The 16802-nt window shown below is 66.4% G+C and carries 17 protein-coding genes and 2 tRNA genes; 12 read left to right on the plus strand and 7 right to left on the minus strand.

The window, feature by feature from the left end; translation table 11 throughout:
* Positions 1 to 15 precede the first annotated feature (15 nt).
* Entirely contained in the window at positions 16 to 1578 is a 1563-nt protein-coding gene (locus tag AU188_RS10655; protein WP_059163665.1) for a glycoside hydrolase family 13 protein, read from the minus strand.
* Positions 1578 to 1973 (minus strand): globin, encoded by a 396-nt coding sequence (locus AU188_RS10660; RefSeq protein ID WP_059163666.1) that lies wholly within the window; start codon positions 1971 to 1973, stop codon positions 1578 to 1580. The genes AU188_RS10655 and AU188_RS10660 overlap by 1 nt, the downstream gene beginning before the upstream one ends.
* 139 nt (positions 1974 to 2112) lie before the next feature.
* On the opposite strand from AU188_RS10660, the gene AU188_RS10665 reads away from it, so the two are divergent.
* Genes AU188_RS10665 through AU188_RS10675 form a run of 3 tightly spaced genes read left to right on the plus strand, consistent with a single transcriptional unit; the run spans position 2113 to position 3509 of the window.
* On the plus strand, positions 2113 to 2781 hold the full coding sequence (locus AU188_RS10665) for an HNH endonuclease (protein WP_059163667.1): 669 nt from the start codon (positions 2113 to 2115) through the stop codon (positions 2779 to 2781).
* A 25-nt stretch (positions 2782 to 2806) separates the two neighbouring features.
* Entirely contained in the window at positions 2807 to 3037 is a 231-nt protein-coding gene (gene ctaJ, locus AU188_RS10670) for an aa3-type cytochrome oxidase subunit CtaJ (protein WP_082683762.1), read from the plus strand.
* Positions 3024 to 3509, plus strand: a complete 486-nt coding sequence (locus tag AU188_RS10675; RefSeq protein ID WP_059163668.1) for a DUF5130 domain-containing protein — start codon at positions 3024 to 3026, stop codon at positions 3507 to 3509. The genes ctaJ and AU188_RS10675 overlap by 14 nt, the downstream gene beginning before the upstream one ends.
* Here AU188_RS10675 and AU188_RS10680 read toward each other — a convergent pair whose 3' ends face one another.
* The 3 genes from AU188_RS10680 to AU188_RS10690 all read right to left on the minus strand — a co-directional run bounded on the left by AU188_RS10680 (position 3510) and on the right by AU188_RS10690 (position 6960).
* Positions 3510 to 3860 carry an HNH endonuclease gene (locus AU188_RS10680; RefSeq protein ID WP_156425419.1) on the minus strand — a complete coding sequence of 117 codons (351 nt, stop codon included), beginning with the start codon at positions 3858 to 3860 and terminating at the stop codon, positions 3510 to 3512.
* A gap of 105 nt (positions 3861 to 3965) precedes the next feature.
* Positions 3966 to 6551, minus strand: coding sequence for an aminopeptidase N (gene pepN, locus AU188_RS10685; protein ID WP_059163669.1), 2586 nt, complete (start codon positions 6549 to 6551; stop codon positions 3966 to 3968).
* Positions 6552 to 6576: 25 nt separating this feature from the next.
* The gene (locus AU188_RS10690; RefSeq protein WP_082686576.1) at positions 6577 to 6960 is read right to left on the minus strand and encodes a DUF732 domain-containing protein; all 384 of its coding nucleotides are present in this window, start codon (positions 6958 to 6960) and stop codon (positions 6577 to 6579) included.
* A gap of 282 nt (positions 6961 to 7242) precedes the next feature.
* Between AU188_RS10690 and AU188_RS10695 the strand changes: the two genes are divergently transcribed.
* From AU188_RS10695 to AU188_RS10705, 3 genes are read left to right on the plus strand one after another with little or no spacing between them, the layout of a single operon-like run.
* The gene (locus AU188_RS10695) at positions 7243 to 7863 is read left to right on the plus strand and encodes a mycothiol-dependent nitroreductase Rv2466c family protein (protein ID WP_059163670.1); all 621 of its coding nucleotides are present in this window, start codon (positions 7243 to 7245) and stop codon (positions 7861 to 7863) included.
* Positions 7864 to 7908: 45 nt separating this feature from the next.
* The gene (locus AU188_RS10700) at positions 7909 to 8382 is read left to right on the plus strand and encodes a ribose-5-phosphate isomerase (protein WP_059163842.1); all 474 of its coding nucleotides are present in this window, start codon (positions 7909 to 7911) and stop codon (positions 8380 to 8382) included.
* 2 nt (positions 8383 to 8384) lie between these two features.
* Complete coding sequence (locus tag AU188_RS10705; RefSeq protein ID WP_059163671.1) at positions 8385 to 9179, plus strand: Fpg/Nei family DNA glycosylase; 795 nt, start codon at positions 8385 to 8387, stop codon at positions 9177 to 9179.
* Positions 9180 to 9187: 8 nt separating this feature from the next.
* Here the strand turns inward: AU188_RS10705 and AU188_RS25740 are convergent, their stop codons facing one another.
* On the minus strand, positions 9188 to 9952 hold the full coding sequence (locus AU188_RS25740; protein WP_059163843.1) for a hypothetical protein: 765 nt from the start codon (positions 9950 to 9952) through the stop codon (positions 9188 to 9190).
* Positions 9953 to 10155: 203 nt separating this feature from the next.
* Between AU188_RS25740 and AU188_RS10715 the strand changes: the two genes are divergently transcribed.
* The gene (locus tag AU188_RS10715) at positions 10156 to 12048 is read left to right on the plus strand and encodes an acyl-CoA dehydrogenase family protein (protein ID WP_059163672.1); all 1893 of its coding nucleotides are present in this window, start codon (positions 10156 to 10158) and stop codon (positions 12046 to 12048) included.
* Positions 12049 to 12069: 21 nt separating this feature from the next.
* On the opposite strand, the gene AU188_RS10720 is transcribed toward AU188_RS10715, so the two are convergent.
* Positions 12070 to 12143: transfer RNA gene (locus AU188_RS10720), tRNA-Gly, on the minus strand.
* A 121-nt stretch (positions 12144 to 12264) separates the two neighbouring features.
* On the opposite strand from AU188_RS10720, the gene AU188_RS10725 reads away from it, so the two are divergent.
* The 5 genes from AU188_RS10725 (at position 12265) to clpX (ending at position 16701) form a co-directional block, all read left to right on the plus strand.
* Positions 12265 to 12338: transfer RNA gene (locus AU188_RS10725), tRNA-Pro, on the plus strand.
* A gap of 41 nt (positions 12339 to 12379) precedes the next feature.
* Complete coding sequence (tig, locus tag AU188_RS10730) at positions 12380 to 13789, plus strand: trigger factor (RefSeq protein WP_059163673.1); 1410 nt, start codon at positions 12380 to 12382, stop codon at positions 13787 to 13789.
* A gap of 47 nt (positions 13790 to 13836) precedes the next feature.
* Positions 13837 to 14499, plus strand: coding sequence for an ATP-dependent Clp protease proteolytic subunit (locus tag AU188_RS10735; protein WP_082683763.1), 663 nt, complete (start codon positions 13837 to 13839; stop codon positions 14497 to 14499).
* On the plus strand, positions 14496 to 15143 hold the full coding sequence (locus AU188_RS10740) for an ATP-dependent Clp protease proteolytic subunit (protein WP_059102369.1): 648 nt from the start codon (positions 14496 to 14498) through the stop codon (positions 15141 to 15143). Before AU188_RS10735 ends, AU188_RS10740 begins: the two co-directional genes overlap by 4 nt.
* A 277-nt stretch (positions 15144 to 15420) precedes the next feature.
* Positions 15421 to 16701 carry an ATP-dependent Clp protease ATP-binding subunit ClpX gene (clpX, locus tag AU188_RS10745; protein WP_059102370.1) on the plus strand — a complete coding sequence of 427 codons (1281 nt, stop codon included), beginning with the start codon at positions 15421 to 15423 and terminating at the stop codon, positions 16699 to 16701.
* The last annotated feature ends 101 nt before the right edge of the window (positions 16702 to 16802 follow it).

Consider the following 16802-nt stretch of genomic DNA (forward strand, 5'->3'; position numbering starts at 1 on the left):
GACGAAGAGGGAGAGCTACACCAGCCAGGCGGCGGTGTCCGGCGGCAGCTCGTCGTCGTCCAACGCTCCGCTGGTGAGCAGGATCTCGCCCTCCGGCAGCGGGATCGATCGGGCTCCGGCGTTGAGCACGCACACCAGCCCGCCGCTGCGGTGGAACACCAGGCTGTCGGCGGGGGAGTCGAGCCACTCGATGGTCGGTCCGTCGAATTCGGAACGGCTACACCGAAATTGGAAGGCCTGGCGAAAGAAAGACAGCGTCGACTCCGGATCCTCGAGTTGCCGCGCCACGGTCAACTGCGCCCACTCCGGCGGAATGGGCAACCAGGTCCCCGGGTTCTCGGAGAACCCGAAGGGGGGAGCTTCGCCCTCCCATGGCATCGGAATCCGGCTGCCGTCGCGCCCGCGGCGGGTGTGCCCGGACCGCTCCCACACCGGATCCCGCAACGCTTCGTCGGGCAGGTCGACGTTCGGCAGCCCGAGTTCCTCGCCGTTGTAGACGAACACCGCTCCGGGCAATGCGAGCATCACCAGTGCCATCGCTCGTGCCCGCGCCAGCCCGACCTGTCCACCGCCGTAACGGGTAGGGACACGGTCGACGTCGTGATTGGCCAATGTCCACGTGGGCACCGCATCCGCCAATTCTGCTGCGGTCAGCGAGTTTTCGATCGCATGCCGAATGTCTACCGCGTCGAATGCCGCTCGCAGCAGACGGAAGTTGAACCCGAGGTGCAACTCGTCGGGACGCACGTAGCGGGCGAACTGTTCGTTGTCGTAGACCCAGACTTCGCCGATCGCAACGGCCTGCGGATAGTCGTCGAACACTCGGCGGATCCGGCGGTGGATCTCGTGCACGCCGTCATTGTTGAAGCGGGGGTCGTCGTCCATTTCGGCCAGCAGCATCTCGCCTTTGACCACCGCCATGTCCGGGAGCCCAGGCGGCTTGGCCATGCCGTGCGCGACGTCGATGCGGAATCCGTCGACGCCGCGGTCGAGCCAGAACCGCAACGTCCGCTCGAGGTCGTCGAACACCTCCGGGTTCTCCCAGTTCAGGTCGGGCTGCGACGCGTCGAACAGGTGCAGGTACCACTGGCCGGGGTTGCCGTCGGCTTCGATCACCCGTGTCCAGGCCGGCCCGCCGAAGATCGACAACCAGTTGTTCGGCGGGTGCTCGCCGTGCGGTCCGGTGCCGTCGCGGAAGATGTACCGCTCGCGCTGGTCGCTGCCGGGGCTCGCGGCGAGCGCCGCCTGAAACCACGGATGTGCCGAGCTGGTGTGGTTGGGCACCAGGTCCATCGTCACCTTCATGCCCAGGTCGTGGGCTGCGGCGGTGAGACGGTCCAGCGCCGCCATGCCGCCGAACAGGGGGTCGACGTCGCGCGGGTCGGCCACGTCGTAGCCGTTGTCGGCCATCGGCGAGACCATCACCGGGTTGAGCCAGATCGCATCGACCCCGAGCGCCTTGAGGTAGTCCAGCCGGGCGGTCACACCGTCGAGATCGCCCACGCCGTCGCCGTCGCTGTCCTGAAACGACCGCGGGTAGACCTGGTAAAACAGCGCGTGCGACCACCAGGGCGTCATCAGAACGGCGAGTTGACCATCGAATCGGCGGCCATCTCGAGGTAGGCCAGCAGCTCTTTGCGATGCTCGTCGTCGAGCGTCTGGGAATCGATCTCGGCGATCGCAATATGCATGCAGCGCAGCCACGCGTCGCGTTCGAGATAGCCGATGCGGAACGGGGCGTGGCGCATCCGCAGCCGCGGATGCCCGCGCTGGTCGGAGTAGGTGCGCGGCCCGCCCCAGTACTGCTCCAGGAACATCCGCAGCCGCACCTCGGCGCCTTCCAAGTCCTCCTCGGGATAGAGCGGACGCAGAATTTCGTCCTCGCGGACAAGCTCGTAGAACCGCCCCACGATCGCGCGGAACGTCTCGTGGCCACCGACTTCGTCGTAGAACGACTGCAGGGGCTGTGTCACGCCACCATTGTTCCCTGTTGCTGGATTGACCAGGTCAGCCGGTCGGGTCACTCGATGTTCACCGGACTGACCTGCGAACACGCAAAGAATTGTCGTGCGATTGTCCGCGATCCGTGGTGAACTGTCGGACGGAGGACGTATGGCGCATCGCAAGAAAGGCCCGTCCAGAAGGGCCGGCCAGCGGAGTCACGGTGCCGCGACCGCCCTAGCCGGGTCGGTGGTACCGGGCGCGCAAGCGCGCGTCCTACGCAGCGTCGACATCCATCCGCCAAGTACCACCGAGGCCTCGATCTGGGGCCGCCGCCGTGTCCTCCTGTTGAACTCCACCTACGAACCGTTGACCGCTCTGCCCATGCGGCGGGCGGTCATCATGCTGATGTGCGGTAAAGCCGACGTGGTTCACGACGACCCCAGCGGCCCGGTGATCCATTCGGCGACCCGCTCGATTGTGGTGCCGTCGGTGATCCGCCTGCGGTCGTACGTGCGGGTGCCGTACCGCGCGCGCATCCCGATGACCCGCGCGGCGTTGATGCACCGTGACCGGTTTCGCTGCGCATATTGCAGTGGCAAGGCCGACACCGTCGACCATGTGGTGCCGCGCAGCCGCGGCGGAGCCCACTCCTGGGAGAACTGCGTGGCGGCCTGTTCGACGTGCAACCACCGCAAAGCCGACCGGCTACTCGGCGAGCTGGGATGGACGCTGCGCACGGTTCCGATTCCCCCGAAGGGACAGCACTGGCGGCTGCTGTCGAGCCTGAAGGAACTCGACCCGGTGTGGGTGCGATATCTAGGCGAAGGCGCGGCGTAATCGCGGCTGGTATACGGTTTGCGACGTGAGCACCGCACTGACACATGCGCTATTGATCTTGGTGCCGCTCGGGCTGACGGCCGTGCTTGCCGCGCTGATCTGGCGCCACAAGGGCCCGCACCCGGCGACCTACAAGATGTCCGAGCCCTGGAAGCACGCCCCGATCCTGTGGGCGTCCGACGAGCCGGCCGATCACGGGCACGGCCACGACACGCATGCGGCGACGATTGGAGGCGGCGCAAGTGGCAAGTGGTGACGTTGCGGTAACCGGCCACCGGGCCGCGGTCGAGCGCACAGATCTCCCGCTGGGATGGGTTGTCACCTCCAGCGGCCGAATCTCCGGCGTCACCCAGCCGGGTGCGCTGTCGGTCGACTACCCGTTCCCGGTCAAAGATCTGGTGGTTCTCGACGACGCGCTCAAGTACGGCTCCCGTGCGGCCAAGGCGCGCTTCGCCGTCTACATCGGCGACCTCGGAGCCGACACCGCGGCGACCGCCCGCGCGATCCTGGCTCAGGTGCCCACGCCCGACAACGCTGTGCTGCTGGCGGTCTCGCCGGACCAGCACGCGATCGAGGTGGTCTATGGCGCGGCCGTCAAGGGTCGCGGCATCGAGGAGTCCGCTCCGTTGGGAGTTTCCGCCGCGGCGGCGTCATTCAAGGACGGCAACCTGATGGACGGGTTGATCAGCGCGGTGCGGGTGATGAGCGCCGGGGTCACCCCGGCGTAGTCAGGGTGCGCTGACTGTCAACGCGGCGCGAATCTGGACGTAGCGCTCGAGGAACCGGCGTTCGTCGAGGCGCTTACGACGCAGCCAGCCGGTCACTTCGTCGTTGCACTTGCTGGTGTTGCAGGAGGCGCAGGCGGGCACGACGTTGTCGATCGTGTAGCGGCCGCCTCTGCTGATCGCCATGACGCAGTCGCGCTGCAGCGGTCGGTCGGTCACACCGCAATAGGCGCAACCACTCCACGCGGCTTTGATGGCCTCCCACTGGGCTGCCGTGAGGTCATGGTCGACGGCGTCGAGCCGGCGCTTCCGTTTGCGGGCAGCCCTCGCGCGACGACTTCTGTTGACCGGCACCTGAAAAGCATGCCCCGCGAGCGACCACCAAATGCACACGAAATGCGGCGTGTCGCTGTACAGACTCGGTCGTCCCCAGCTTGCGCGTGGGCCCTCGCGCGGTAGTTAGGACACGTCGAAGGCGCGAGCCCGCAGCGCGCGCTCAACACCGGCGCGGCCCTCGATGACCAGCCGACGCAGCGGGGGCGGCACGTCGGGATCTGCGAGGAACTTGTCGGCGGCGGCCAAGCCGGCGTCGCTGACATCCCACGACGGATACAACCCGATGACAACGGTCTGGGCGACCTCACTGGACCGGCGTTGCCACACCCCGGAGATCGCCCCGAAGTACTTCGCGCTGAACGGCTTCAGCATCTCCTGCTGGCCCGGCCGCACGAAGCCGCCGATGATCGACCGCGCGGTGATGTTCGGCAGCGTGTCGTCCTCGATCACCTGCTGCCACGCCGCCTCCTTCACCGGTGCCTGAGGCCGGGCCGCCGACGCCGCCGCGGCGTGCCGCTGACCCGCGGCCGTCGGATCCCGCTTCGCCTCGGCGTCGATGAACGGCGTCTCCGGGCTCTCGGCGTCAACGGCGCCGGCCGCCGCCAGCGCGGTGACGATGCGCCACCGCAGATCGGTGTCGACGACCAGCCCGGGCAGCCCCTTGACCGCGGGATCCACCTCCAGCAGTTCCGTCAGAACCTCGATGTGACGCCCGCTGAGCACCGAACTGCACAACGCGTTGACGTAGGCCAGCTGGTGATCAGAGCCTGATTCGGCCTCGCGCCCCAATTCCAGGAGCCTATCTGCGAATTCGGGCCAGCCCTGCTCGTGGGCCCACTGCGGATCGGCGTACGCGCTCAGCGCGGTCTGCGCCTGCAGCAGCAACCGTTGCAGCACCCCGACTTCGGTTTCGGCTTGTACGCCGCCGCACACCAGCGACACGAAGTCGCGGGCCTTCAACTCCGCCTCGCGCGTCATCTCCCAGGCCGCCGACCACGCCAACGTGCGCGGTAGCGGATCGGCGATGTCGGCGATTCGCGTCAGCACGGTCTGCAGCGAGTCCTGGTCCAGCCGCAGCGAGCAGTACGTCAGATCGTCGTCGTTGACCAGGATCAGCTTACCGCGCGGAACGCCGTGCAGCGCAGGAACATCGGTGCTCGAGCCCTCGACATCGAGTTCCTCGCGGTGTACGCGCGTCAGCTTGCCGGAACCGTCGTCGTCGTATACTCCGACCGCCAACCGGTGCACCCTGGTTTCGCCGGCGCCCGGGGCGGCGCCGCTCTGGGTGATTGCAAACCGGGTGAACCGCCCGTCGGCGTCGAGATCGAAGTCGGGTCGCAGCGTGTTCAGTCCGGTCGTCTTGAGCCACTGCCTGCCCCAGCCCGACAGGTCGCGTCCCGAGGCCTTCTCCAGCGCGCCGAGCAGATCACCGAACGTGGCATTGGCGAAGGCGTGGTCGCGGAAGTAGTCGCGTAGCCCCGACAGGAACTCCTCGAGCCCGACATAGGCGACCAGTTGCTTGAGCACCGAAGCGCCCTTGGCGTAGGTGATTCCGTCGAAGTTCACCTCGACGGCCGCCAGGTCCGGGATGTCGGCGGCCACCGGATGCGTCGAGGGTAGTTGGTCCTGCCGATACGCCCACGACTTCTCCACGTTGGCGAACGTCGTCCACGCTTGGGTGTACTCGGTGGCCTCGGCCTGGCACAGCACCGAGGCGAACGTCGCGAAAGACTCGTTGAGCCACAGGTCATCCCACCACTGCATGGTGACCAGGTCGCCGAACCACATGTGCGCCATCTCGTGCAGCACGGTCTCGGCGCGGCGCTCGTAGGAGGCGCGCGTGACCTTGCTGCGAAAGACGTAGTCCTCGAGGAACGTCACCGCGCCGGCGTTCTCCATCGCCCCTGCGTTGAACTCCGGAACGAACAACTGGTCGTACTTGCCGAACGCGTAGGGAACGCCGAAGTTGTTGTGGTAGAAGCCGAATCCCTGCTTGGTCTCGGTGAACAGCCGGTCGGCGTCCATGTGCTCGGCCAGCGACCTACGGCAGAACAGCCCCAACGGGATGTCGCCGTGCTCGTCGCTGTAGACGTCGCCCCAGCGCGCGTATGGGCCCGCGATCAGCGCCACCAGGTAGGTGCTCATCCTCGGGGTGGCGGCGAACGTGTGCCGGCGGGCCGGCCCGTCGTCGGTGACGTCGATCGTGGCGCCGTTGGACACCACCTCCCAATGCGACGGCGCGATCACCGTGACGTCGAAGGCCGCCTTGAGGTCGGGTTGGTCAAAGCACGCGAACATCCGCTTGGCGTCGGCGGTTTCGAACTGCGAGTACAGGTACACCTCGCCGTCGACCGGGTCGACGAACCGGTGCAGGCCCTCACCGGTGTTGGAGTAGCGGCAGTCGGCCTCGACGACCACGACGTTGTGCCCGGCCAGCCCGGTCAGCGGGATGCCGGCGGATTCGTCATAGCCCGACACGTCGATGTCGCGCCCGTTGAGGGTGGCGCTGTGAATGGTGTCGGCCGCGATGTCGATATAGGTGTCGGCGCCGGCGAGCGCGTCGAACTCGACGGTCGTCGTCGACCGGAACGTGCGCTCGCCGGGCTTGCCGCCGCCGTCGGTGACGTCGAGAACGATGCGGTAACTGTCGACGGTGACGAGGGCGGCGCGTTCTACGGCTTGGTCGCGGGTCAGGTTCGGAAGTGCCACGCGACCAACTTATCGCCCGCCCGGGTTAGAAGTCCGGTATGGCCCGCGCAGCGGGGAGCCAGTCCAGAACCGTCCCGTTGCCGATCGACGAGATCGCCTGCGGGCAGTACATCGAGATCGCGATGCCGGTGAAGAAGGCGGCTATCTCGGGCGGGACGCCGTTGTCGGCCACCTGCGAGTACACCCGCGCGACGTTCTTGCCGGGTTCGACGAGCATCGGGCACACGGACCTGCCGAGCGCCACGGTGTCCGTCGGGTTGTCGAAGGCGAGCCCCGCGTCGCTCAGCGCGGCGAGGAAGGAGTCGTCGATCGGTTCGGCCTGGGCCGGTGCGGCGACTGTCGTTGCGACCGCCGCCAGACCGACCACAAACGTCAGAGCGCGTGTGTGAAGATCAAAGTGTTTGTTCACTTCGGTAACGATTCTTCACATTGGTCACAGGGGCAACACGGTTCGGTCACCGTTCGCACACTTAAGCGTTTCTTATTCGCGTCCGCCGCCGGACATCGGCTAACGGGCTCATTCCTTGGGGATCGGATCGCCGGTGCCGACTGTGAGGAGGTTCGGAGCGGACGGCCGGCAGCCGCCCATCGCGGCAGCGTCGTTACGGTCGGCCCCGCAGGTGGGAACATCGACCGGGTGGCCGCAGTTGTCACAACTGACGTCTGAACCCCTGCGCTCGAGAGGACTCCCATGCCCGAGAAGTCAGTCGCCGATTTCTGGTTCGACCCGCTGTGCCCGTGGTGCTGGGTCACGTCGCGCTGGATTCTCGAGGTGGAGAAGGTTCGCGACATCGAGGTCAACTTCCGGGTGATGAGCCTCGCGGTGCTCAACGAGGGTCGTGAGCTTCCCGAGCAGTACCAGGAGGCGATGAAGAAGGCGTGGGGCCCGGTGCGCGTGGCCATCGCGGCCGAACGGGCCAAGGGCCGCGAGATCCTCGGACCGCTGTACACCGCGATGGGTACCCGCATCCATAACCGGGGATATGGAGAGTCCGACCCCGATTTCAGTCGAGTCATCGAGGAGTCGCTGGCCGAGGTGGGATTGCCCGCCGAGTTGGCCGATGCCGCCACCACCGACCAGTACGACGAGGCACTGCGCAAGAGCCACCACGAGGGCATGGACGCCGTCGGCGACGATGTGGGGACGCCGACGATCCACGTCAACGGCGTGGCGTTCTTCGGACCGGTGCTGTCGAAGATCCCGCGCGGCGAGGAGGCCGGCAAGCTGTGGGACGCGTCGGTGACGTTCGCGTCGTACCCGCACTTCTGGGAACTCAAGCGCACCCGCAGCGAGCCGCCGCAGTTCGACTGATCGCACGCGGCGGCACCGCGGATCGCGTCTGCCACAATGGCCGCCATGCGCGTCTACCTGGGAGCCGACCACGCCGGCTTCGACCTCAAGCAGGCCATCATCGAGCACCTGCGCGGCACCGGGCATGAACCTGTGGACTGCGGAGCGTTCGTCAATGACCCAGACGATGACTATCCGGCGTTCTGCATCGCCGCCGCCGAGAAGACGGTGGCCGACTCCGGCAGCCTCGGCATAGTGATCGGCGGTTCTGGCAACGGCGAGCAGATCGCGGCCAACAAGGTTCTCGGTGCCCGGTGTGCGTTGGCGTGGAGCGTCGAGACCGCGCAACTGGCGCGCGAACACAACAACGCCCAGCTGATCGGCATCGGCGGGCGGATGCACACCGTGGAGGAGGCGTTGGCCATCGTCGACGCCTTCCTGAGCACGCCGTGGTCGGAAGCCGAACGGCACCAACGCCGCATCGACATCCTCGCCGAGTACGAGCGCACCCGCGTAGCGCCTCCCGTGCCCGGCGCTTAGGGATGCCCGAGGGCCACACGCTGCACCGGCTGGCCCGGTTGCACCAGCGCCGCTTCGGTCGCGCGCCGGTGATGGTGTCCAGTCCGCAGGGCAGGTTCGTCGACGGCGCCGCGGCGGTCAACGGGCGAGTGCTCAAGAAGGCCACCGCGTGGGGTAAGCACCTGTTCCACCACTACGAAGGCGGCCGGGTCGTGCATGTCCACCTCGGTCTGTACGGTACGCTCACCGAAGTGCCTCTCCCGATGCCGCTGCCGGTTGGCCAGGTGCGGATGCGGATGATCGGCGCGGAATACGGTACGGATCTGCGCGGGCCGACGGTGTGCGAGGTGCTGGCCGAACCGGAGATCGCCGACGTGATCGCTCGGCTCGGCCCCGATCCGCTGCGTCGCGATGCCGACCCGTCACTGGCGTGGGCGCGAATTCGTAAGTCCCGCAGGCCGATCGGGGCGCTTCTGATGGACCAGTCGGTGATCGCGGGAGTGGGCAACGTGTACCGCAATGAGCTGCTCTACCGGCACGGCATCGACCCGCACCGGCCAGGTACGAGCATAGAGGAGGAAGAGTTCGACGCACTGTGGACCGACCTCGTCGAGTTGATGCGAATTGGCCTGCGGCGCGGCAAGATTCATACGATCCGCCGGGAGGATGACCACGGGCTGCCGGCGTACGCTCCGGGCCGGGCCCGCACCTATGTGTACCGGCGCGCCGGGGAGCCGTGCCGGGTCTGCGGAACCGCGATCCGCACCGAGGTGATGGAGGGCCGCAACCTGTTCTGGTGCCCGACCGACCAAAGTTAGGCGCTACCTCAGAAGCCGCCGAAATCGCCGAAGCCGCCGCCGCCGCAGTCGCCGCCGCCGTCACCACCGCCGCCCCAGTCACCGCCGTGATCACCGCCGGGGTCCTGCCCCTGATCGAACCCCTGGTCGTAGCCCTGGGCGAAACCTTGCTCGTAGCCGGTTCCGTGCATGCCCGAGAACAACGCGTCGAACAGCAGCACCGAGCCGAGACCCCAGGCGCCGGCCACGAGCGCGGGCTTCCACCACGGCTCGGAGTACCAACCCGCCGGGACGGGACGACCGGCGACGCGGCCGCCGGGGTAGTAGTTGGGCGTGCGTTCGGACGGTGAGGGGGATGCCTCGATCTCGCGCCCTTCGAAGTCGACTTTGCGATCCTCGGTCACCGCGCCCGCGGCCCGCTGACCGGCCAGCGTCTCCAGCTCCGGTCCCGGATCCATGCCCATCGCGATGCGTGCGGCGCGCACGTAGTAGAGGCCCTCGAGCGCGCTCTCCTTGGCGAGCAACGCCTGTTTCGCGGTGTTGGCCTGCTCGATCTGCGAGCCGGCGGCGGTGTAACGCTCGGACGCGTCGGCCAAGGCCTGTTTCGATGCGTCGTCGGTGCCGGTCAGGTTGATGACTTGGCCGCCGAGGCGTTCGATCACGCGACGGGCGTCGGCCTTGGCGTCATCCAGGGACGCGGCCTTGCGCCGATCCGAAGCCTTCATCGCCGCGTACACAACCACGCCCAGAGCGACGATGACCAGGACAACGAGCACGAGCAGAACGCCGTTCATGACGCCAAGCGTACCGAGCACACCGGCCGAAAAACGGGTGCCGACCTCGACCGGAATTACGCCCAGAGCGGAGTCCACGGGGACACGCATGGTCTGCGAGACCGACGTGAGCGTGATCGCGGCGAGAATCGAAATCGCGTCGCTCGTTTGGAAACCGTTTCCGCGGTTACTGTCGAGTAGGGCCATCTGTGAGGAGGTCTGCGATGACCGTTGCAGAAGAAGTCAGCGAGCGACAGGCCAGGGAGTTCGCCGAGCAGGCGCGCGAGGCGCAGTGGCGCCAGCCCAGTTTCGGTAAGGAACTGTTCCTCGGCAGACTGCGGTTGGATCTGGTCCATCCGCATCCCAGCGGCTCGGCGGAATCCACGGAAAAAGGGGAGGCCTTCCTCGCCAAGCTGCGGGAGTTCTGCGAGTCGCAGATCGACGCCGCGGTGATCGAGCGCGACGCGCAGATCCCGGACAAAGTGGTCGCCGGCCTCAAGGAGCTCGGGGCGTTCGGCATGAAGATCGGCACCGAATACGGCGGCCTCGGTCTGTCCCAGGTGTACTACAACAAGGCCCTCATGCTGGTGGGTTCTGTGCACCCGTCGCTGGCCGCGTTGCTCTCGGCGCACCAGTCGATCGGAGTGCCGCAGCCGATCTCGATGTTCGGGACCGACGAGCAGAAGCGAACCTGGCTGCCCCGGTGCGCGCAGGAGATCAGCGCATTTCTGCTCACCGAACCGGACGTCGGCAGCGATCCGGCCCGGCTTCATGCCACCGCTACTCCGGACGGTGACGACTATGTCCTGAACGGGACCAAGCTGTGGACCACCAACGGCGTGATCGCCGACCTGCTCGTCGTGATGGCTCAAGTACCCAAGAGTGAGGGACACCGCGGTGGGATCACCGCGTTCGTCATGGAGGCGGACACACCGGGCATCGTCGTGGAGAACCGCAACGCTTTCATGGGGTTGCGCGGTATCGAGAACGGCCTCACCCGGCTGACCGACGTGCGGATACCGGCGGCGAACCGGATCGGCCGCGAAGGTGACGGGCTGAAGATCGCGCTATCGACGCTCAACGTGGGACGGCTCTCATTGCCGGCCATCTGCGCCGGCTCGGCGAAGTGGTGCCTGAAGATCGCGAGGCAGTGGTCCCGCGAGCGGGTGCAGTGGGGCCGGCCGGTCGGTGAGCACGAAGCGGTGGCCGGCAAGGTCGCGTTCATCGCGGCCAGCGCCTACGGCCTGGAAGCTGTGGTCGAACTGGCTAGTGAATTGGCCGATGCCAAGCAGAACGACATTCGGATCGAGGCGGCGCTGGCCAAGCTCTACGGCTCAGAGATGGCTTGGCTGATCGCCGACGAACTGGTGCAGATTCGCGGCGGGCGCGGCTTCGAGACGGCCGATTCGTTGGCCGCCCGTGGCGAGCGCGGAGTGCCCGCCGAGCAGATGCTGCGGGACATGCGCATCAACCGGATCTTCGAAGGTTCCACCGAGATCATGCACCTGCTGATCGCCCGCGAGGCGGTGGATGCGCACTTGTCGGTGGCCGGCGACGTCATCGACCCCGAGGCCGATCTGTCGCGCAAAGCGAAAGCGGCGGCCAATGCCGGCAAGTTCTACGCCCGGTGGTTGCCCACCTTGGTCACCGGCAAGGGCCAGCTGCCCGCGTCGTTCCGGGAATTCGGGCCGCTGGCCACCCATCTGCGCTATGTCGAGCGGGCCAGCCGCCGACTGGCGCGCAGCACCTTCTACGCGATGTCGCGGTGGCAGGGCAAGCTGGAGCAAAAGCAGCGGTTCCTGGGACGGATCGTGGATATCGGCGCGGAGCTGTTCGCGATGACCGCCGTTTGTGTGCGGGCACAACGTGACCGGGAGGACGACAGCGCCGTCGAACTCGCCGCGGCGTTCTGCGAGCAGGCCCGAATCCGGACGGAGCAACTGTTCGACCAGCTGTGGCGCAACTGCGACGACTCCGACCGGGCACTTGCTCGCGGCGTGCTCGACGACCGCTTCACATGGCTCGAAGAAGGGATTCTGGACCCGTCGATCGACGGGCCGTGGATCGCTCAGGAAGGCGGCGACGAGAAGCCCGACGTCCACCGCGTCATACGGTGATCACGCCGAGGACTCCCAGCTTGGAGCGGGCGACGGGAATCGAACCCGCGTAGCTAGTTTGGAAGACTAGGGCTCTACCATTGAGCTACGCCCGCGTGTACAGCAAGAGCAGATCGTACCGGCGGCACCCGAATCAAATCCAATTGAAGGCTTCGCGTGTCCAGCCCGTAGTATCTCGCGTGGTCGTTTCGTGTTTTGCGGGCAACCACACGGGCACGGGGTGTAGCGCAGCTTGGTAGCGCATCCGCTTTGGGAGCGGAAGGCCGCAGGTTCAAATCCTGTCACCCCGACTGCGACACCGAACCAGCGCCAGACCAACAAGGAGCAGATCGTGAAGAGCACCGTCGAGAAGTTGAGCCCGACCCGGGTTCGCATCAACGTGGAGGTGCCCTTCACCGAGCTCGAACCGGACTTCGACCGCGCGTTCGCACAGTTGGCCAAACAGGTCCGGCTGCCCGGCTTCCGTCCGGGCAAGGCGCCCCGCAAGCTGCTCGAGGCCCGCGTCGGCCGCGAGGCGATGCTCGATCAGGTCGTCAGCGACGCCCTGCCCGGCCGCTACAGCGAAGCGGTCACCACCTCCGAGGTGCAGCCGCTCGGCCAACCCGAGATCGAGATCACCAAGAAGGAGTACGGCGAGGACCTGACCTTCACCGCCGAGGTCGACATCCGCCCGGAGATCGAGATCCCCGACCTGTCCGAGCTGAAGGTCAGCGTCGACCCCATCGAGGTGACCGACGACGAGGTCGATGCCGAACTGCAGACGCTGCGCGCCCGCTTCGGCACGCTCAAGGGAGTGGACCGTGCCGCCGAGACCGGCGACTTCGTCTCCATCGACCTGTCCGCCACGGTCGACGGCCAGGAGCTACCCGACGCCACCACCGAGGGCCTGTCCCATGAGGTCGGCTCGGGCCAGTTGGTGGAGGGCCTCGACGAAGCGATCATCGGGCTCAAGGAGGGCGAGACCCGCGTTTTCACCACCAAGCTGGCGGCGGGTGAGCACGCCGGCGAGGACGCGCAGGTGACCGTCACCGTCAAGTCGGTCAAGGAGCGTGAGCTGCCCGAGCCCGACGACGAGTTCGCGCAACTGGCAAGCGAATTCGACACCGTGGAGGAGCTGAAGAACTCGCTCACCGAGCAGGTGCGTGGGGCCAAGCGTGCCCAGCAGGCCGAGCAGATCCGCGACAAAGCCCTCGAGACATTGCTCGATCAGGTCGACGTGCCGCTGCCGGAGAAGGTGGTGCAGGCGCAGATCGACGACACGCTGCACAACGCGATCCACAGCCTCGATCACGACGAGGCCCGCTTCGCCGAGCTTCTGGAGTCTCAGGGCAGCAGCCGCGAGGAGTTCGACGCCGACACCCGCAGCAACGCGGAGAAGGCCGTCAAGACCCAGCTGCTGGTCGACGCGATCGCCGACAAGCTCGACGTCCAGGTCACCCAGAACGACATCACCGAGCGCCTGATGTTGATGTCGCAGCAGTACGGCCTGCAGCCCCAGCAGCTGGTGCAGGCACTGCAGCAGAACAACCAGATGACGGCGTTGTTCGCCGACGTGCGCCGTGGGCTGACGCTCGCCGCCATCGTCGAGGCCGCGACCGTCACCGACTCCGACGGCACCGTGATCGACACCTCGGAGTTCTTCGGGCGCGCGCAGACCGAGGACGAGGCCGAACAGGCTTCGGGGACCGCCGAAGAGACGACCGAAGCCGCAGCCGACGAGGAATCGGCCGACGCGAAGTGACGCTGTGAGCGAACGCAGCCCGTCTCGGGAGTGCGTGCGCTCGCGGGTTGGTTAGTGTCGGTGAGTATCAAGCTCTTGAAGAAAGCAGGTATCCAGTCGTGACCCACATGCGTGGCGCCTCGCAAGGCCTAAACCTTGTCGACTCGGTCTATGAGCGGTTGCTGGCGGAGCGGATCATCTTCCTGGGCTCACAGGTCGATGACGACATCGCGAACAAGCTGTGCGCGCAGATTCTGCTGCTGTCCGCCGAGGACCCCACCAAGGACATTCACCTCTACATCAACTCGCCCGGCGGCTCCATCAGCGCCGGCATGGCCGTGTACGACACTATGGTGTTGGCGCCGTGCGATGTCGCCACCTATGCGATGGGCATGGCCGCCTCGATGGGTGAGTTCCTGCTCGCCGCCGGCACGAAGGGTAAGCGGTACGCGTTGCCGCACGCGCGGATCCTGATGCACCAGCCGCTGGGCGGCATCACCGGCGGCGCGGCGGACATCGCGATCCAGGCCGAGCAGTTCGCTGTGATCAAAAAGGAGATGTTCCGGTTGAACGCCGAGTTCACCGGGCAACCCATCGAGCGGATCGAGGCGGACTCCGACCGCGACCGCTGGTTCACCGCGCAGGAAGCCCTCGAGTACGGCTTCGTCGACCACATCATCACCAGCGCGAGCATCAACGGCTCGGGACCAGGAGCAGGACTAGACAAATGACCGACCACACTGATCCGCGTCTGGCGCCGCAGGCGCGCTACATCCTGCCGTCGTTCATCGAGCACTCGAGCTTCGGCGTCAAGGAGTCCAATCCGTACAACAAGCTGTTCGAGGAACGCATCATCTTCCTCGGCGTGCAGGTCGACGACGCGTCGGCGAACGACATCATGGCGCAGCTGCTGGTGTTGGAGTCGTTGGATCCGGACCGTGACATCACGATGTACATCAACTCGCCCGGCGGCTCGTTCACCTCGCTGATGGCGATCTACGACACCATGCAGTACGTGCGGGCCGACATTCAAACCGTGTGTCTGGGCCAGGCCGCCTCGGCGGCCGCGGTGCTGCTCGCGGCCGGCACCCCGGGTAAGCGCATGGCGCTGCCGAACGCCCGCGTCCTGATCCATCAGCCCGCGCTGGCCGGTGTCATCCAGGGCCAGTTCTCCGACCTGGAGATCCAGGCGGCCGAGATCGAGCGGATGCGCACGCTGATGGAGGTGACGCTGGCCAACCACACCGGCAAGTCCCCCGAGCAGATCCGCAAGGACACCGACCGCGACAAGATCCTCACCGCCGAAGAGGCCAAGGAATACGGCGTCATCGACACGGTTCTGGAGTACCGCAAGCTGTCGGCGCAGTCCGCCTGACCTTGGGCTGACCCTCACTTTCACCTTGGGCGTCGCGATCGGCGTCGAGGACAGTGCGCTCTCGGTCGAGTAACGTCGGCGACACGCCAAGGACACGGTCGCGGTTTGGAAGGCCCTACGGCGGATTCAAACGATATGTTCTGCGAACACAGTTAAATACCACCGACGCGATTCGGGTTTATCGGTCGCCCCCCAGGTAACCGAACGGGTAGCGTCGAAGCAGACGTTCGACACGGACCGAGACGGATGACGAACAGGAAGTAGGGACCCCACCACCATGGCGCGCATTGGAGACGGCGGTGACCTGCTGAAGTGCTCGTTCTGCGGAAAGAGTCAGAAGCAGGTCAAGAAACTCATCGCCGGCCCCGGCGTATACATCTGTGACGAGTGCATCGACCTCTGCAACGAGATCATCGAAGAGGAACTGGCGGACGCCGACGACGTCAAGCTCGACGAGCTGCCCAAGCCGGCCGAGATCCGCGACTTCCTCGAGGGCTATGTCATCGGACAGGACACTGCGAAGCGCACGCTGGCGGTCGCGGTCTACAACCACTACAAGCGAATCCAGGCGGGGGAGAAGACCCGCGATTCGCGGTCCGAACCGGTCGAGCTCACCAAGTCCAACATCTTGATGCTGGGCCCGACCGGCTGCGGCAAGACGTATCTCGCGCAAACGCTGGCCAAGATGCTCAACGTTCCGTTTGCCATCGCCGACGCCACCGCGCTGACCGAAGCCGGCTACGTCGGCGAGGACGTGGAGAACATTCTGCTCAAGCTGATCCAGGCCGCCGACTATGACGTCAAGCGCGCCGAGACGGGGATCATCTACATCGACGAGGTCGACAAGATCGCCCGCAAGAGCGAGAACCCGTCGATCACCCGCGACGTGTCCGGCGAGGGCGTCCAGCAGGCGCTGCTGAAGATCCTCGAAGGCACCCAGGCGTCGGTGCCGCCGCAGGGCGGTCGCAAGCATCCGCACCAGGAGTTCATCCAGATCGACACCACCAACGTGTTGTTCATCGTCGCAGGCGCTTTCGCGGGTTTGGAGAAGATCGTCTCCGACCGCGTCGGCAAGCGCGGGCTGGGCTTCGGCGCCGAGGTGCACTCCAAGGCCGAGATCGACACCCAGGACCATTTCGCCGAGGTCATGCCCGAAGACCTGATCAAGTTCGGGCTGATTCCGGAGTTCATCGGCCGGCTGCCGATCGTCGCGTCGGTGACGAACCTCGACAAGGACTCGCTCGTGCAGATCCTGTCCACGCCGAAGAACGCGTTGGTGAAGCAGTACACCCGCCTGTTCGAGATGGACGGCGTCGAGTTGGAGTTCACCGATGAGGCCCTGGAAGCGATCGCCGATCAGGCCATCCACCGCGGCACCGGTGCCCGCGGCCTGCGCGCCATCATGGAAGAAGTCCTGCTGCCGGTGATGTACGACATCCCCAGCCGCGACGACGTCGCCAAGGTGGTCGTCACCAAAGAGACGGTCCAGGACAACGTGCTGCCGACCATCGTGCCGCGCAAGCCGTCTCGACCGGAACGCCGCGACAAGAGCGCATAGCGCCGCGGTCGCCAAGCGGCGCCTTTGGTTCGGCGTCGCCGTTTGCGTCAGCGCCAGGTGCCGCGTCTGGAGCCGAGGTGCTCTTGACGGGGAGCGCCGCG

The sequence above is a fragment of the Mycobacterium sp. IS-3022 genome, from assembly GCF_001500065.1.
Classification (GTDB): Bacteria; Actinomycetota; Actinomycetes; order Mycobacteriales; family Mycobacteriaceae; genus Mycobacterium.

Excerpts from the sequence above, each read along its gene's own strand:
- AU188_RS10705 (WP_059163671.1), top strand. The coding sequence starts at position 8,385 with ATGCCCGAGGGCCACACGCTGCACCGGCTGGCCCGGTTGCACCAGCGC.
- AU188_RS10715 (WP_059163672.1), top strand. The coding sequence starts at position 10,156 with ATGACCGTTGCAGAAGAAGTCAGCGAGCGACAGGCCAGGGAGTTCGCC.
- AU188_RS10665 (WP_059163667.1), top strand. The coding sequence starts at position 2,113 with ATGGCGCATCGCAAGAAAGGCCCGTCCAGAAGGGCCGGCCAGCGGAGT.
- AU188_RS10695 (WP_059163670.1), top strand. The coding sequence starts at position 7,243 with ATGCCCGAGAAGTCAGTCGCCGATTTCTGGTTCGACCCGCTGTGCCCG.
- AU188_RS25740 (WP_059163843.1), bottom strand. The coding sequence starts at position 9,952 with ATGAACGGCGTTCTGCTCGTGCTCGTTGTCCTGGTCATCGTCGCTCTG.
- AU188_RS10740 (WP_059102369.1), top strand. The coding sequence starts at position 14,496 with ATGACCGACCACACTGATCCGCGTCTGGCGCCGCAGGCGCGCTACATC.
- AU188_RS10655 (WP_059163665.1), bottom strand. The coding sequence starts at position 1,578 with ATGACGCCCTGGTGGTCGCACGCGCTGTTTTACCAGGTCTACCCGCGG.
- AU188_RS10700 (WP_059163842.1), top strand. The coding sequence starts at position 7,909 with ATGCGCGTCTACCTGGGAGCCGACCACGCCGGCTTCGACCTCAAGCAG.
- clpX (WP_059102370.1), top strand. The coding sequence starts at position 15,421 with ATGGCGCGCATTGGAGACGGCGGTGACCTGCTGAAGTGCTCGTTCTGC.